Source organism: Comamonas denitrificans (genome assembly GCF_017368815.1).
In the GTDB taxonomy this organism is placed as follows: domain Bacteria; phylum Pseudomonadota; class Gammaproteobacteria; order Burkholderiales; family Burkholderiaceae_C; genus Comamonas; species Comamonas denitrificans.
Genome location: NZ_JAFNME010000016.1, coordinates 39,184 through 53,652 on the forward strand (window position 1 = coordinate 39,184; position 14,469 = coordinate 53,652).

Here is a 14,469-nt window from a genome sequence, read left to right on the forward strand (position 1 = left end):
TGTTTTTCTCTACCCGCTGAAGGCTGCTGCTTTGACCTCCACCTCGCCCGAACACATTACGGTTTTGCGCCAAGAAGCGGTACACGCTTTGCTGGCAGGACATGGCGAGCAGCCCGCTGGCACCTGGGTGGATGGCACCTTTGGGCGCGGCGGCCATGCGCGGCTGCTGCTTAGTCGGCTGGGGCCGCAGGGGCGCTTGATTGCCTTTGACAAAGACCCGCAAGCCATTGCCGAGGCGGCCACCATCCATGACCCGCGCTTTAGCATTCGCCACCAGGGCTTTTGCCATCTGGCCGAATTACCAATAGCTAGCACCGCAGGCGTACTCTTGGATTTAGGGGTCAGTTCCCCGCAAATCGACACGCCAGAGCGCGGTTTCAGCTTCCGTTTTGATGGCCCGCTGGACATGCGCATGGACACCACGCGCGGCATGAGCGTGGCCCAGTGGCTGGCGGAGGCCGAGGTGCAGCAGATCACCGATGTCATTCGCAACTATGGCGAAGAGCGCTTTGCCTTTCCCATTGCCAAGGCCATCGTCGCCCAGCGCGAGGCACAAGGGCCGCTGCAGACCACCGCTGAGCTGGCCAGCCTGGTGGCCCGCGTGGTCAAAACCCGCGAAGCGGGCCAGAACCCGGCCACGCGCACGTTTCAAGCGCTGCGCATTTTTATCAACGCCGAGCTGCAAGAGCTGGAGCAGGCCCTGGCCGCCAGCCTGCAGGTGCTGCAGCCGGGCGGCTGGCTGGTGGTGATTAGCTTTCACTCGCTGGAAGACCGCATCGTCAAGCAATTCATGGCCGAGCACTCCAAAGAGGTGTACGACCGGCGCATGCCGCTGGCCCCGCCCCAGCCCATGCGCCTGACGGCGGTGCAGCGCATCAAGCCCAGCGCCGCCGAGGTGGCGGCCAACCCGCGCGCGCGCAGTGCGGTGATGCGCGTTGCCCAGCGTACCGACGTGGTGTAAGCATGGAACGGGTGCTGCTGCGCATGCATATTTTGTTGCTGCTGGCCGTGATTGCCAGTGCCTTGTACTTGGTGCAAACCCAGTACGCAGCGCGGCGCTTGTTTACCGAGCTGGACCAAGCCATTGCCAAAAACCGGCAGCTGGAAGAAGAGCGCGAGCGCCTGCAGGTGGAGCAGCGGGCCCAATCGGCGCCGGTGCGCATTGAAAAATTGGCCCAAGAGCTGGGCATGGAAACGGCCACCCCAGCGCTGACCACCTATGTGCGCGATGACCGTGGGGTGGGGCAATAGGCATGCGCAGCGTTTCTTATGGCAGCAGCCCCTTGCTGGCGCACAAAACCCAGCTGTGGCGCAGCCGCTTGGTGATGATGTTGGTGGCCCTGGGCTTTTTGGGCCTGGCCGGGCGCGCGGCCTATGTGCAGTTGATTGGCAATGACTTTTTCCTGCGCCAGGGCGAGGTGCGCTTTGCCCGCACGATTGAGCTGGCGGCCAACCGGGGGCGCATTTTGGATCGCAACGGGCTGATTTTGGCCTCCAGCGTGCCAGCGGCCAGCATCTGGGCCATCCCGGAAGACGTGGATATGGCCGATCCGGCCGTGCTGGCCCAGCTGCCCGCGTTGGCCCAGCTGATGGATGTGCCCTTGGCGCAGCTCAAGCAAAAGCTGGACACGGACAAAACCTTTGTCTGGCTCAAGCGCCAGCTCGATTGGGATGTGGGCCAGCAAATTAAGGCGCTGGCCATCAAAGGCATCTACCAAACGCGCGAATACAAGCGCCAGTACCCGGAGGGTGAATCGGCGGCCCACATTGTTGGCTTTACCAATGTGGAGGACAAAGGCCAAGAGGGCATGGAGCTGGCCTTTGAAAAAGAGCTGGCTGGCCAACCGGGCTCGCGCCGGGTGATCAAAGACCGCCTGGGGCGGGTGGTGGAAGGCGTGGGCGAAGAAATCCCGCCGATTGATGGGCGCGAAATTACCCTGTCCATTGACAGCAAAATCCAGTTTTTTGCCTACCAAAAAATCAAAGAACAGGTGCTGGCCCACAAAGCCCTGGGCGGCTCGGTGGTGGTGATGGATGCGCGCACGGGGGAGCTGCTGGCCTTGGCCAACTACCCCAGTTTTGACCCGGGCAACCGCAAAAAACTCACGGGTGAGCAGCTGCGCAACCGTGCCATCACCGATGTGTTTGAGCCGGGCTCAACCGTTAAACCAATCACGGTGGCCATGGGCCTGGAGTCGGGCAAGTTCCGGCCCGATACCTTGATTGATACCTCGCCAGGGCGCTTGAACGTCACCGGCTCGACCATCTCCGATACGCGCAACCACGGGGTGCTCACGGTCGAAGGCGTGATTCAAAAGTCCAGCAATATTGGGGTGACCAAAATTGCCCAACAACTCACCGCCCAGGAAATGTGGGAAACCTTCTCGGCCGTGGGCTATGGACAAAAGCCGCAAATTGCCTTCCCCGGTGTGGCCAGTGGGCGCTTGCGGCCCTTTAAAAGCTGGCGGCCCATTGAGCAGGCCACCATGTCCTACGGCTATGGCCTGTCGGCCAGTTTGCTGCAAATGGCGCGCTCGTACACCGTGTTTTCCAATGATGGGCGGGTGATTCCGGCCTCCATGCTCAAGCTCAAGCAGCCGCCTGTGGGCGTGCCGATCTTCTCCATCAAAACGGCCAATGCCGTGCGCCACATGCTCGCCCTGGCCACCGGCCCTGGGGGCACGGGGCAGCGGGCGCAAACGGTGGGTTACTCCGTGGGCGGCAAATCCGGCACGGCGCGCAAGCAGGTGGGCAAGGGCTATGCCGCCGGCAAATACCGCGCGTGGTTTACCGGCCTGGCCCCGGTGGAAGAGCCGCGCATCATCGTCGCCGTTATGGTCGATGAGCCCAACAATGGCACCTATTACGGTGGCACCGTGGCCGCACCGGTGTTCAGTGCCGTGGTGCAACAAAGTTTGCGCTTTATGGGCGTGCCGCCGGACATGGCTGTGCAGCCCCAAATCGTCGCCGATCCGGTCGAGGAATCTTTGTGAGTTCAGTTTTTTTGCATTTATCCGATCTGCCCAGCACCTTGGCTTGGTTGCGCGCGCGCGCCCCTCAGGGGCAGTTGCGCACCGACAGCCGCCACGTGCAGCCGGGCGATATTTTTATTGCCTGGCCGGGGGCCGCAGTCGATGGCCGCGCCTTTGTCGCCCAGGCCTTGGCGCACGGCGCTGCGGCGTGCTTGGTGGAGCACGACGGCAGCGCCGACTTTGCGTTTGCCGATGCCCGCATTGCCAGCTTTACCGGCCTGAAAGCCATCACCGGCAGCCTGGCCGCGCAGTGGCTGGGCCACCCCGCGCAGGCGCTGCGCATTGTGGCGGTCACGGGCACCAATGGCAAAACCAGCACCGCCTGGTGGCTGGCCCACGCCCTGCCGCGCTGTGCCATGGTTGGCACCCTGGGGGTGGGCCTGCCGCCGCACTTCACCAGCACCGGCATGACCACGCCCGACCCGGTGCTGCTGCAGACCGAGTTTGCAAAGTTCATAGCTGCTGGCGCTGAATTTGCAGCCATTGAGGCCTCATCTATTGGAATAGTTGAGCATCGCCTTGCGGGCACTGCTATTGATACTGCCGTCTTTACCAACTTCACCCAAGACCACCTGGACTACCACGGCAGCATGGACGCTTACTGGCAGGCCAAGGCCCAGCTGTTCGATTGGCCCGGCCTGCGCGTGGCCGTGGTGAATGTGGACGATGCCCAAGGCCGGGCGCTGGCGCAAACGCTGGCCCCGCGTTGCGCGCTGGAGGTGTGGACGGTGGGCCTGCAGCACCCTGCGCGCTTGATGGCCGTCGATATTGCCCACACCGCCCAAGGCATGGCCTTTACCGTGGTAGAGGGCCAGCAGCGCCAGCCCATGCAAACGGCCCTGATTGGCCAGTACAACATCAGCAACCTGCTGGGCGTGCTGGCCACCCTGCGCGGCCAAGGCCACAGCCTGGCGCAGGCCGTGGCGGCGTGCGCCAGCTTGCAACCCGTGCCTGGGCGCATGCAGCAAATTGCCGTGGTGGGCCAGCCTTTGGTGGCCATTGACTACGCGCACACCCCCGATGCCCTGCAGCAAGCCCTGGCCGCCTTGCGCCCCTTGGCCCAGGCGCGGGGCGGGCGGCTGTGCTGCGTGTTTGGCTGTGGCGGCAACCGCGATGCCCGCAAGCGCCCGCTGATGGGGGCCGCCGCCGAGCAAGGGGCCGACCAGGTGCTGGTCACCAGCGACAACCCGCGCCTGGAAGATCCGCAGGCCATCGTGGCCGATATCTTGGCGGGCATGCGCCCCCAGACCCCTTATGAACTGGACCGCGCGGCCGCCATTGCCCAGGCCATTGCCCAGGCCGATGCCCGCGATGTGGTCTTGCTGGCCGGCAAAGGCCACGAAGATTACCAAGACGCGCAGGGCCACAAACGCCCGTTTTCCGATTACCACGAGGCCGCACGCGCCGTGCAGGCCCGCCAAGAAAGAACCCAGCCATGATGACTTTGGCCCAGGCGGCTGCCTGGATAGCCCAGACCCTGCCCCAGGTGCAGTACGGCAGTGCCGCTGCTGCCGAAGGGGCCCAGCACCTTGCCCTGCAGCGCGTGCACACCGACAGCCGCAGCGTGCAGCCCGGCGATCTCTTCATCGCCCTGCGCGGCGAGCGCTTGGATGCACACGACTTTTTGGCCCAGGCCCAAGCGGCCGGTGCCGCTGCCGCCGTGGTCGAGCTGGGGCGCAGCCTGCCCGGTTTGCCGTGCCTGGAGGTGAGCGATACCACCGCCGCCCTGGGGGCGCTGGCCGCCGGTTGGCGCAGCCAGTTTGGCCTGCCATTGGTGGCGGTGACCGGCAGCAATGGCAAAACCACCGTCACGCAAATGCTGGCCAGCATCCTGACCGCCGCAGCGGGCGAGGCCGCTTTTGCCACGCGGGGCAATTTCAACAACGCGATTGGCGTGCCGCTGACGCTGTTGCGCTTGACCGCGCAGCACCGTCTGGGCGTGGTCGAGCTGGGCATGAACCACCCCGGCGAGATTGCCGACCTGGCCTGCATTGCCCAGCCCACCATCGCCTTGGTGAACAACGCCCAGCGCGAGCACCAGGAATTCATGCACACCGTGCAGGCCGTGGCCGAAGAAAACGGCAGCGTGCTGGCCATGCTGCCGGTGGATGGCACGGCCGTGTTCCCGGCGGACGATGCCTTTACCCCCCTGTGGCAAGGCTTGGCCGCTGGGCGCACGGTGCTCACCTTTGGCGCTGGCGTGGGCGATGTGCAAGCGTCGCACGCCGTGTGGCAGGGCGACCATTGGCAGGTGAGCATCACCACCCCGCATGGCCCGCTGCACACCGCCTTGCACATTGCCGGGCGGCACAACGTGCGCAATGCCCTGGCGGCCACCGCCTGCGCGGTGGCGGCCGGCGTGCCCTTGGCGGCCATTGCCCAGGGCCTGCAGGCCTTCACCCCGGTGACGGGGCGCAGCCGGGCGCTGGCCCTGCCCTGGCAGGGACGCACGCTGACGCTGGTGGACGACACCTACAACGCCAACCCCGATTCCATGCAAGCGGCCATTACCGTGCTGGCCGAGTTGCCCGCCCCGCGCCTGCTGGTGCTGGGCGATATGGGCGAGGTGGGCGACCAAGGCCCGGCCTTTCACGCCGAGGTAGGGCACAGTGCCCGCGCCGCTGGGATTGAACAATTGATAGCACTGGGCCCCCAAAGCCAGGGCGCTGTGGTCGCTTTTGGCCCCGCCGGTTGGCATGGCCAGGACATGGCCGCCGTGCAAGCGCAGGTGCTGGCCGCGGTGCAGGCCGGGGTGGCCAGCGTGGTGGTCAAGGGTTCGCGCAGCATGCGCATGGAACAGGTGGTGCAGGCGCTGCAAGCGGCCAGCGCCCAGCAGGGAGCAGGGGTATGTTGATTTGGTTGGCCCAGTGGTTGCAAAGCCTGCAGCCGGACTGGACGTTTTTGCGCGTGGTGCAGTACATCACCTTCCGCGCCGTGATGGCGGCCATGACCGCCTTGCTCATTGGCCTGTGGATTGGCCCCAAGGCGATTCGCATGCTCACGGCGCTGAAAGTGGGCCAGCCCATTCGCGGCTACGCCATGCAAACGCACCTGGTCAAAAGCGGCACGCCCACCATGGGCGGGGTGCTGATTTTGTTGTCGATTGCCGTCTCCACCCTGCTGTGGTTTGAGCTGAGCAACCGCTTTGTCTGGACGACGTTGATCGTCACCCTCGGTTTTGGCGCGATTGGCTGGGTGGACGACTGGCGCAAGGTGGTGAATAAAGACCCCGAAGGCATGCGCTCGCGCGAGAAGTATTTCTGGCAATCGGTCATTGGCCTGCTGGCGGCGCTGGCGCTGGTGTTCAGCATTTCCGAGTCCAGCAATGCCCGGGCTTTTGAGCTGTTCATCACCTGGGTGCAATCGGGTTTTTCGATGGATTTGCCGCCGCAAACCGGGCTGATGCTGCCGTTTTTCAAACAGGTCAGCTACCCGCTGGGCGTGTTGGGCTTTGTCGTGCTGACGTATTTGGTCATTGTCGGCGCGAGCAATGCGGTGAATTTGACCGATGGGCTCGATGGCCTGGCCATCATGCCGGTGATTTTGGTGGCGGCTTCGCTGGGCATTTTTGCCTACGTGACGGGCAGCAGCACCTACGCCAAATACCTGCACCTGCCGCACATTCCGGGCACGGGCGAGCTGCTGGTGTTTTGCGGGGCCATGGCCGGCGCGGGGTTGGCCTTTTTGTGGTTCAACGCCCACCCGGCGCAGATTTTTATGGGCGATGTGGGGGCGCTGGCCCTGGGCGGTGCCCTGGGCACGATTGCCGTCATCGTGCGCCAAGAGATCGTGCTGGCCATCATGGGCGGCATTTTTGTCCTGGAGGCCTTGTCCGTCATGCTGCAGGTGGTCTACTTCAAATACACCAAAAAGCGCTACGGCGAAGGGCGGCGCTTGCTCAAAATGGCGCCGCTGCACCACCATTTTGAAAAAAGCGGCTGGAAGGAAACCCAAGTTGTCACGCGCTTTTGGATCATCACCATGCTGCTGTGCCTGATTGGCCTGTCCACTCTGAAACTGCGGTAAGCGCCATGGTGCAAGAGAATCAAAACCTAGCTGCTCTCGCTGATGAAATCAAGGCTTCAGAAGTAAATATGCCTGAAAGCATTGAAAAACAAGCGGATGCAGCTCCTGAAAACAAAGCGCTGACCGCCGCCAGCGACGCGGCGGCCTTTGTCGCGCAGATTTTTCAAGACGATCAAGCCGCTGCGGCCACGGACGCGGCCGACGCACAGACCGACCTGCCGCTGGCCGCCGTGCAGTGGCCCCCGGTGCCTGCCCGCTGGCCGCAGGATGCTGCCCAGCACCTGCGCGGCCAGCGCGTGCTGGTGCTGGGTCTGGGCGCATCCGGGCTGGCCATGGCCCGCTGGTGCGCCCGCGCCGGGGCGCAGGTGACGGTGGCCGATACGCGCAGTGCACCGCCGCAGTTGGCGCTGCTGCATGCCGAGTTGCCCAGCGTGCGTTTTATCGCCGGGCCGTTCAGCGCCGAGTTGGTGGCCGGGCAGGACGTGCGCAGCGTGTACCGCTCCCCCGGACTGGCCCCGCAGGAGATTGCGCCCGTGGTTGATGCCGCCCGCGCCATCGGTCTGCCGGTGGGCGGCGAGCTGGATTTGTTTGCCAAAGCCCTGGCCGCCTTGGCCCAGCAGCACGGCTATGCGCCCAAAGTGCTGGCCATTACCGGCACCAATGGCAAAACCACGGTCACCGCGCTCACGGGTCACTTGCTGGAGCATGCGGGCTGGTCGGTGGCGGTGGCGGGCAATATCGGCCCCAGCCTGCTCGACACCCTGACGCACCACCTGGACGCTGAAAATTTGCCCCAGGCCTGGGTGCTGGAGTTGTCCAGCTTTCAGCTTGAGGGCGTGCAAGATTTCGCGCCCAGTGCGGCCGTGGTGCTCAACATCACGCAAGACCACCTGGACTGGCACGGCAGCATGGCCGCTTACGCCGCCGCCAAAGCACGGGTGTTTGGGGCCCAAGGCTGCATGGTGCTCAACCGCCAGGACGAGGCCGTCATGGCCATGCTGCCTGCGCCGGTGAAATTGAAGGGCGGCAAGCTGCAGCCGCGCTGGCACACCACCTTTGGCAGCAATCTGCCGCAGCAGCCGGGTGACTTTGGCCTGGAAGAAGTCAATGGCATGCGCTGGCTGGTGCGCGCGCACGACGAGGCCGGGCCCGATGGCAGCCTGTTTCTGCAGCGCCTGCTGCCGGCCGATGTGCTGCGCATTCGCGGCCTGCACAACGCTTGCAACGCCTTGGCCGCCTTGGCCCTGGCCCAGGCGGCGGGCTGCCCGCTGGCACCGCTCTTGTTTGGCCTGCGCGAATACCGGGGCGAGCCGCACCGGGTGCAGTCCCTGGGGCTGGTCGATGGCATAGAGTATTTTGACGATAGCAAGGGCACCAATGTGGGGGCCACCGTGGCGGCCCTGCACGGGCTGGGGCCGCAGCAGCGCATCGTGCTGATTTTGGGGGGCCTGGGCAAAGGGCAAGACTTTGCCCCGCTGGCCGCGCCCGTGGCCCAGTATGTGCGCGCCGTGGTGTTGATCGGGCGCGATGCGCCCGCCATTCGCCAGGCTTTGGCCCCCACCGGGGTGGCGCTGCACGATGCTGCCGATCTGCCCAGCGCCGTGCTACTGGCCCGTGACCAGGCGCAGCCGGGCGATGCCGTGTTGCTCTCCCCGGCCTGCGCCAGCATGGACATGTTCCGCGACTACGCCCACCGCGCCCAGGTGTTTACCGAGGCCGTGCAGGCCCTGGCCGAGGCCGCCGGGCAGGTGCTGGAGGTGGGCAGTTAATGGCCAAGCAAAAGACGGACCACACGCCCGAGCAGTCCGCTGCGCCCTCGGCGCACCGCTCTTGGCGCACACGCCTGACCGGCTGGATGCGCGGCCCGCAGGACAAGCCCGTCGATGTCCTGCCCGTGCGCGTGGGCGATGCCCAGTACCGCAGCAAAGCCTTGCCGCCGACCACGCTGGGCCTGGACCAGGCGCTGATTTGGGTGGTGATTGGCCTGCTGGCCTGGGGGCTGGTGATGGTGTATTCGGCCTCGATTGCCATGGCCGACAACCCGCGCTTTGGCAAGATACTGCCCTACCACTTCGCCCTGCGCCACGCCATCTCGCTGGGCGTGGGCTTTGTGGCGGCCTTGCTGGCCTTTCAAGTGCCGATGGAGCGCTGGGAGCAGCTGGCCCCGCGCATTTTCATGTTGGCGCTGGTGCTGCTGGTGATTGTGCTCATCCCCCACGTGGGCGTGTCCGTCAATGGCTCGCGGCGCTGGCTGTCGCTGGGGGTGATGAATTTTCAGCCCTCCGAATTGGCCAAATTCGCCGTGCTTTTGTACGCCGCCGACTACATGGTGCGGCGCATGGCGGTGAAAGAGCGCTTCTTTCGTGCCGTGCTGCCCATGGCGTTTGCCGTGCTGATTGTTGGCGTGCTGCTGCTGGCCGAGCCGGACATGGGCGCTTTTCTGGTGATCGTCATCATCGCCATGGGAATTTTGTTTTTGGGCGGGGTCAATGCCCGCATGTTCTTTGGCATGGGGGCGCTGGTGGTGTTGGCCTTTGTGGCCATGATCGCCACCTCGCCCTGGCGGCGCGAGCGCATTTTTGCCTACCTCAACCCCTGGGACATGGAGCACGCCCTGGGCAAGGGCTACCAGCTCACGCACGCGCTGATCGCCATCGGCCGCGGCGAGGTGACCGGCGTGGGCCTGGGCCGCAGCGTGGAAAAATTGCATTGGTTGCCCGAGGCGCACACCGACTTTTTGTTCTCGGTGATTGGCGAGGAGTTTGGCTTTGTCGGCCTGATGGTGTTGATTTTTGCCTTCTACTGGCTGATGCGGCGCATGACCGAAATTGGCCGCGAGGCGATTATTTTGGACCGCGTTTTTTCGGGCCTGGTGGCGCAAGGGGTGGCCATTTGGATGGGGTTTCAGGCCTTTATCAATATGGGCGTGAACCTGGGGGCGCTGCCTACCAAAGGGCTGACCTTGCCGCTGATGAGTTTCGGCGGTTCCGCCATATTATTTAATTTGATAGCTATTGCCGTGGTACTACGCGTGGATTACGAGAACAAAGCACTGCAAAGCCCCAGGAGAGCGTGATGAGTGCTACACAAAAAACCGCCTTGGTCATGGCGGGCGGCACCGGTGGGCACATCTTCCCCGGCCTGGCCGTGGCCCAGGCGCTGCGCGAGCAGGGCTGGAAAGTCCATTGGCTGGGGGCCCCTGGCAGCATGGAAGAGCGCCTGGTGCCGCCCCAGGGCTTTCCTTTAGAAACAATCGACTTCTCTGGCGTGCGCGGCAAAGGGCTGCTTACGCTGGCCTTGCTGCCGCTGCGCCTGCTCAAGGCCTTTGCCCAGGCCTGGGCCGTGGTGCGGCGCGTGCGTCCGGATGTGGTCATTGGCCTGGGCGGCTACATCAGCTTTCCCGGCGGCATGATGGCCACGCTGGCGGGCAAACCGCTCATCCTGCACGAGCAAAATTCCGTGGCCGGCATGGCCAACAAAGTGCTGGCCAACGTTGCCAGCCGCGTGTTCTGTGCCTTTCCCAACGCCTTGCCGGGGGCGCAGTGGGTGGGCAACCCCTTGCGCCAAGCATTTTTGCAGCAGCCCCCACCGGCCGAGCGCTTTGCCGGGCGCAGCGGGCCGTTGCGCATCTTGGTGGTGGGCGGCAGCCTGGGGGCCAAGGCGCTCAACGACACCGTGCCGCAGGCGCTGGCCCTGATTCCGCCTGAACAACGCCCGCAGGTGCGGCACCAAAGTGGGGCCAAGCAAATGCAGGCCCTGCAGGCCAGCTACGCCGCTGCCGGGGTGCAGGCCGAATTGACCCCGTTCATTGACGACACCGCCAGCGCGTACGCCCAGGCCGACCTCGTCATTTGCCGCGCCGGGGCCAGCACCGTGACCGAGCTGGCCGCCGTGGGCGCAGCCGCCATCTACGTGCCCTTTCCCCATGCGGTGGACGACCACCAAACCACCAACGCCCGCTTTGTGGTCGATGCCGGGGGCGGCTGGGTGGTGCAACAAACGGCATTAAGCCCGGAAAAACTGGCACACATGATTCAAAATATGCAGCGCTCAACGCTGCTAGAGACTGCGCAAAAGGCCAAAATGATGCAAAAAACCGAAGCCACCGCTGCCGTGGTGGCCGCCTGCCAGGAGCTGGCCCGATGAAACACGCCATTCAACACATTCACTTTGTCGGCATTGGCGGCTCGGGTATGAGCGGCATTGCCGAAGTGCTGCACAACCTGGGTTACACCATCTCGGGGTCGGACTTGGCCGACAGTGCCACCTTGCAGCACCTGCAGTCCTTGGGCATTGCCACCTTTATTGGCCACGCCGCAGAGCACATTGCCGGGGCGCAGGTCATCGTCACCTCGACGGCGGTGCGCGCTGACAATCCGGAAGTGGTGGCCGCGCGGGCGCAAAAAATCACCGTCGTGCCCCGCGCCCTGATGCTGGCCGAGTTGATGCGCTTTAAAACCGGCATCGCCATTGCCGGAGCGCATGGCAAAACCACCACCACCAGCCTGGTCGCCAGTGTGCTGGCCGAGGCCGGGCTGGACCCCACCTTTGTGATTGGCGGGCGGCTCAACAGCGCCGGGGCCAATGCCAAACTGGGCCAGGGCGATTACATCGTGGTCGAGGCGGACGAATCCGATGCCTCGTTTCTGAACCTGCTGCCCGTCATGGCCGTGGTGACCAACATCGATGCCGACCACATGGAGACCTATGGCCACGATTTTGGGCGGCTGAAACAGGCTTTTCTCGACTTTTTGCACCGCATGCCGTTTTATGGCCGGGCCATTGTCTGCACCGAAAGCCCCGCCATTTGCGACATCCTGCCCCAGCTGGCCCGCCCGGTCACCACCTATGGCCTGGCCGAAGGCGCGCAGGTGCGGGCGGTGGATGTTCGCGCCGAGCAGGGCCAAATGCGCTTTACCGTGCTGCGGCAAAACGGCAAGCCCTATCCGCCGCTGCACGTCACCCTGAACCTGCCGGGTGAGCACAACGTCTTGAACGCCCTGGCGGCCGTGGCCATTGCCATGGAGCTGGAAGTGGACGATGCCGCCGTGCTGCGGGCGCTGGAAAACTTCAAAGGCGTAGGTCGGCGCTTTCAGCGCTACGGCGAGCTGCCGTGCGCAGGCGGCCAGTTCACCGTGATTGATGACTACGGCCACCACCCGGTGGAAATGCAGGCCACCATTGCTGCGGCACGCGGGGCCTTTCCGGGGCGGCGCTTGGTGTTGGCCTTTCAGCCCCACCGCTACACCCGCACCCGCGATTGCTTTGAAGACTTTGTGCAGGTGCTCAGCCAGGCCGATGCCGTGTTGCTGGCCGAAGTCTATGCCGCCGGTGAAGAGCCGATCCAGGCCGCCGATGGCCGCGCCTTGGCTCGGGGACTGCGCGTGGCGGGCAAGGTGGAGCCTTTATTTGTAGCGGACATTGCCCAAATGCCCAGCACCATCGTGGACAATGCCCGCCCGGGCGATGTGGTGCTGACCATGGGGGCCGGATCGATTGGTGCGGTGCCAGCCAAAGTAGTACAGCTGCTCGCAAAAGACAAGCTAGAGACGCATATTGGACGTGGGTTATGACACAAAACAATGACAAATTAACACCCGCCGCTTTCGGTAAAGTGGCGGTGCTGCTGGGTGGACGCTCTTCGGAGCGCGAAGTCTCTCTGATGTCTGGGCAGGGCGTGCTGAACGCCTTGCGTGCGCAAGGGGTTGATGCCCACGCATTCGATCCAGCCGAAAAAGACCTGTGCGCGCTGAAAACAGAAGGCTTTGCCCGCTGCTTTATTGCCCTGCACGGTCGCCACGGCGAAGACGGCACGGTGCAAGGGGCGCTGGAGCTGCTGGGCATTCCCTACACCGGCTCGGGCGTGATGGCTTCGAGCATGGCCATGGACAAAATCATGACCAAGCGCATCTGGCGTTTTGAAGGCCTGCCCACCCCCGATTGGCGCATGGTGGCCAGTGTGGCCGATACGCAAGCGGCCTTTGCCGCCCTGGGCAGCCCCATGATTGTTAAACCGGCGCGCGAAGGCTCCACCATTGGCCTGACCAAAGTCACCAGTGCCGAGCAATGCGCCCAGGCCTATGCCCTGGCCGCCCGGTACGACCCCGAAGTGCTGTGCGAAGAATTTATTGCCGGTGACGAAACCACCTGCCCCGTGCTGGGCACCGGCGCGGCCGCCCAGGCGCTGCCCCTGATCCGCATCGTCGCGCCCGACGGTAATTACGATTACCAGAACAAATACTTCACCGACACCACCCAATACCACTGCCCCAGCGGCCTGCCGCCGCAGGAAGAGGAGGCCATCCAGCGCATGGTGGAAAAAGCCTACCGCACCCTGGGCTGCCGGGGCTGGGCGCGCGCCGATGTGATGATTCGCGCCAGCGACCGCAAGCCGTTCTTGCTGGAAATGAATACCTCGCCGGGCATGACGGGCCACTCCCTGGTGCCCATGGCCGCCCGGGCTCAAGGCATCAGTTACGAGGCACTGTGCTTGCAGCTGCTGGCCACCGCCACTCTGGACAGCGCAGCTGCCACTTCCTAGCCACGGCAGTGACTGTGTATGCGCGAGCGGCCTACCCCCCTGGATATTCGCCTCATGAACGTGACGGCTTCGTTCATGTTTGGGGGCGGGTGCATTCTGGTGCTGGTGCTGGTTGTTGGCTGGGCGCTGCGCCATCCGGTGTTTTCGATTAACCGCATCGTGGTTGAAGGTGAATTGGTGCACAACAACGCGGTGACCTTGCGGGCCAATGTGGCCCCGCATTTGGCTGGTAATTTTTTCACCATTGATTTGCCCCAGGCGCAGACCGTATTCGAGCAGGTGCCCTGGGTGCGCAAAGCCGAGGTGCGCCGCGCGTACCCCAATAGTTTGCGTGTGCTCTTGCATGAGCATGTGGCCCAGGCGTACTGGGGCGCGGCTTCGGGCGCGGCCATGGTCAATACCTTGGGGGAAGTGTTTGAAGCCAACTTGGGCGAACTCGAACGCGAGGGCCTGCCCCGCCTGGACGGCCCCGAGGGCTCGGCCCCCCAGGTGTTGGCCATGTTTTATGCGCTGGAGCCATTGTTTCAAGCGCTGGACCTGTCGGTCGATGCCCTGAGCCTGCGTGACCGGGGCAGCTGGCTGCTGGTGCTGAGCAATGAGGCGCAGCTTGAATTGGGCAGCGGCACCCCCGAACAAGTTTTGCAGCGCACCCAGCGCTGGCTGCGCACGGTGCGCACGGTGCTGGAACGCTACCAACGCACGGCAAATGCTATAGAGTACGCCGATTTGCGCTATACCGATGGTTATGCTTTGCGCTTGCGTGGCGTGAACACAATTTCACCCGCTGCGGCCAAGGCCTTGGCACAGCGCCAAGCAGCAGCAACAACAACAAATAGTCCAAAAAATCGACCTGCAGAGGGCAGACACTGA

12 protein-coding genes are annotated in these 14,469 nt (G+C 64.2%); all 12 read left to right on the forward strand.

Features of this window, described 5'->3' with window-relative positions; all coding sequences use genetic code 11:
* The first annotated feature begins 31 nt into the window (after positions 1-31).
* On the forward strand, positions 32-961 hold the full coding sequence (rsmH, locus tag J1777_RS08620; protein WP_207575347.1) for a 16S rRNA (cytosine(1402)-N(4))-methyltransferase RsmH: 930 nt from the start codon (positions 32-34) through the stop codon (positions 959-961).
* A gap of 2 nt (positions 962-963) precedes the next feature.
* Positions 964-1,251: a cell division protein FtsL gene (ftsL, locus tag J1777_RS08625; protein ID WP_341352950.1), complete on the forward strand. Its 288-nt coding sequence runs from the start codon at positions 964-966 to the stop codon at positions 1,249-1,251.
* A gap of 2 nt (positions 1,252-1,253) precedes the next feature.
* The gene (locus tag J1777_RS08630; protein ID WP_207575348.1) at positions 1,254-2,993 is read left to right on the forward strand and encodes a peptidoglycan D,D-transpeptidase FtsI family protein; all 1,740 of its coding nucleotides are present in this window, start codon (positions 1,254-1,256) and stop codon (positions 2,991-2,993) included.
* Positions 2,990-4,471, forward strand: a complete 1,482-nt coding sequence (locus J1777_RS08635; RefSeq protein ID WP_207575349.1) for a UDP-N-acetylmuramoyl-L-alanyl-D-glutamate--2,6-diaminopimelate ligase — start codon at positions 2,990-2,992, stop codon at positions 4,469-4,471. The genes J1777_RS08630 and J1777_RS08635 overlap by 4 nt, the downstream gene beginning before the upstream one ends.
* Positions 4,468-5,886: a UDP-N-acetylmuramoyl-tripeptide--D-alanyl-D-alanine ligase gene (locus tag J1777_RS08640; protein ID WP_207575350.1), complete on the forward strand. Its 1,419-nt coding sequence runs from the start codon at positions 4,468-4,470 to the stop codon at positions 5,884-5,886. Before J1777_RS08635 ends, J1777_RS08640 begins: the two co-directional genes overlap by 4 nt.
* Positions 5,880-7,058: a phospho-N-acetylmuramoyl-pentapeptide-transferase gene (mraY, locus tag J1777_RS08645; RefSeq protein ID WP_207575351.1), complete on the forward strand. Its 1,179-nt coding sequence runs from the start codon at positions 5,880-5,882 to the stop codon at positions 7,056-7,058. The genes J1777_RS08640 and mraY overlap by 7 nt, the downstream gene beginning before the upstream one ends.
* 5 nt (positions 7,059-7,063) lie before the next feature.
* On the forward strand, positions 7,064-8,827 hold the full coding sequence (gene murD / locus J1777_RS08650; RefSeq protein WP_207575352.1) for a UDP-N-acetylmuramoyl-L-alanine--D-glutamate ligase: 1,764 nt from the start codon (positions 7,064-7,066) through the stop codon (positions 8,825-8,827).
* A gap of 86 nt (positions 8,828-8,913) precedes the next feature.
* Positions 8,914-10,134 carry a putative lipid II flippase FtsW gene (ftsW, locus tag J1777_RS08655; protein ID WP_242700466.1) on the forward strand — a complete coding sequence of 407 codons (1,221 nt, stop codon included), beginning with the start codon at positions 8,914-8,916 and terminating at the stop codon, positions 10,132-10,134.
* The gene (murG, locus tag J1777_RS08660) at positions 10,134-11,204 is read left to right on the forward strand and encodes an undecaprenyldiphospho-muramoylpentapeptide beta-N-acetylglucosaminyltransferase (protein ID WP_207575354.1); all 1,071 of its coding nucleotides are present in this window, start codon (positions 10,134-10,136) and stop codon (positions 11,202-11,204) included. Before ftsW ends, murG begins: the two co-directional genes overlap by 1 nt.
* Positions 11,201-12,631: a UDP-N-acetylmuramate--L-alanine ligase gene (murC, locus tag J1777_RS08665; protein ID WP_207575355.1), complete on the forward strand. Its 1,431-nt coding sequence runs from the start codon at positions 11,201-11,203 to the stop codon at positions 12,629-12,631. Before murG ends, murC begins: the two co-directional genes overlap by 4 nt.
* The gene (locus J1777_RS08670; RefSeq protein ID WP_207575356.1) at positions 12,628-13,599 is read left to right on the forward strand and encodes a D-alanine--D-alanine ligase; all 972 of its coding nucleotides are present in this window, start codon (positions 12,628-12,630) and stop codon (positions 13,597-13,599) included. The genes murC and J1777_RS08670 overlap by 4 nt, the downstream gene beginning before the upstream one ends.
* An 18-nt stretch (positions 13,600-13,617) precedes the next feature.
* A complete protein-coding gene (locus tag J1777_RS08675) occupies positions 13,618-14,469 on the forward strand; it encodes a cell division protein FtsQ/DivIB (RefSeq protein ID WP_207575357.1) in 852 nt (283 codons plus the stop codon).

Bases quoted from the DNA above. Each gene is read 5' to 3' on its own strand.
- J1777_RS08640 (WP_207575350.1), top strand. From the start codon at position 4,468: ATGATGACTTTGGCCCAGGCGGCTGCCTGGATAGCCCAGACCCTGCCC.
- ftsL (WP_341352950.1), top strand. From the start codon at position 964: ATGGAACGGGTGCTGCTGCGCATGCATATTTTGTTGCTGCTGGCCGTG.
- J1777_RS08670 (WP_207575356.1), top strand. From the start codon at position 12,628: ATGACACAAAACAATGACAAATTAACACCCGCCGCTTTCGGTAAAGTG.
- murD (WP_207575352.1), top strand. From the start codon at position 7,064: ATGGTGCAAGAGAATCAAAACCTAGCTGCTCTCGCTGATGAAATCAAG.
- murC (WP_207575355.1), top strand. From the start codon at position 11,201: ATGAAACACGCCATTCAACACATTCACTTTGTCGGCATTGGCGGCTCG.
- J1777_RS08675 (WP_207575357.1), top strand. From the start codon at position 13,618: ATGCGCGAGCGGCCTACCCCCCTGGATATTCGCCTCATGAACGTGACG.
- murG (WP_207575354.1), top strand. From the start codon at position 10,134: ATGAGTGCTACACAAAAAACCGCCTTGGTCATGGCGGGCGGCACCGGT.
- J1777_RS08630 (WP_207575348.1), top strand. From the start codon at position 1,254: ATGCGCAGCGTTTCTTATGGCAGCAGCCCCTTGCTGGCGCACAAAACC.
- mraY (WP_207575351.1), top strand. From the start codon at position 5,880: ATGTTGATTTGGTTGGCCCAGTGGTTGCAAAGCCTGCAGCCGGACTGG.
- ftsW (WP_242700466.1), top strand. From the start codon at position 8,914: ATGCGCGGCCCGCAGGACAAGCCCGTCGATGTCCTGCCCGTGCGCGTG.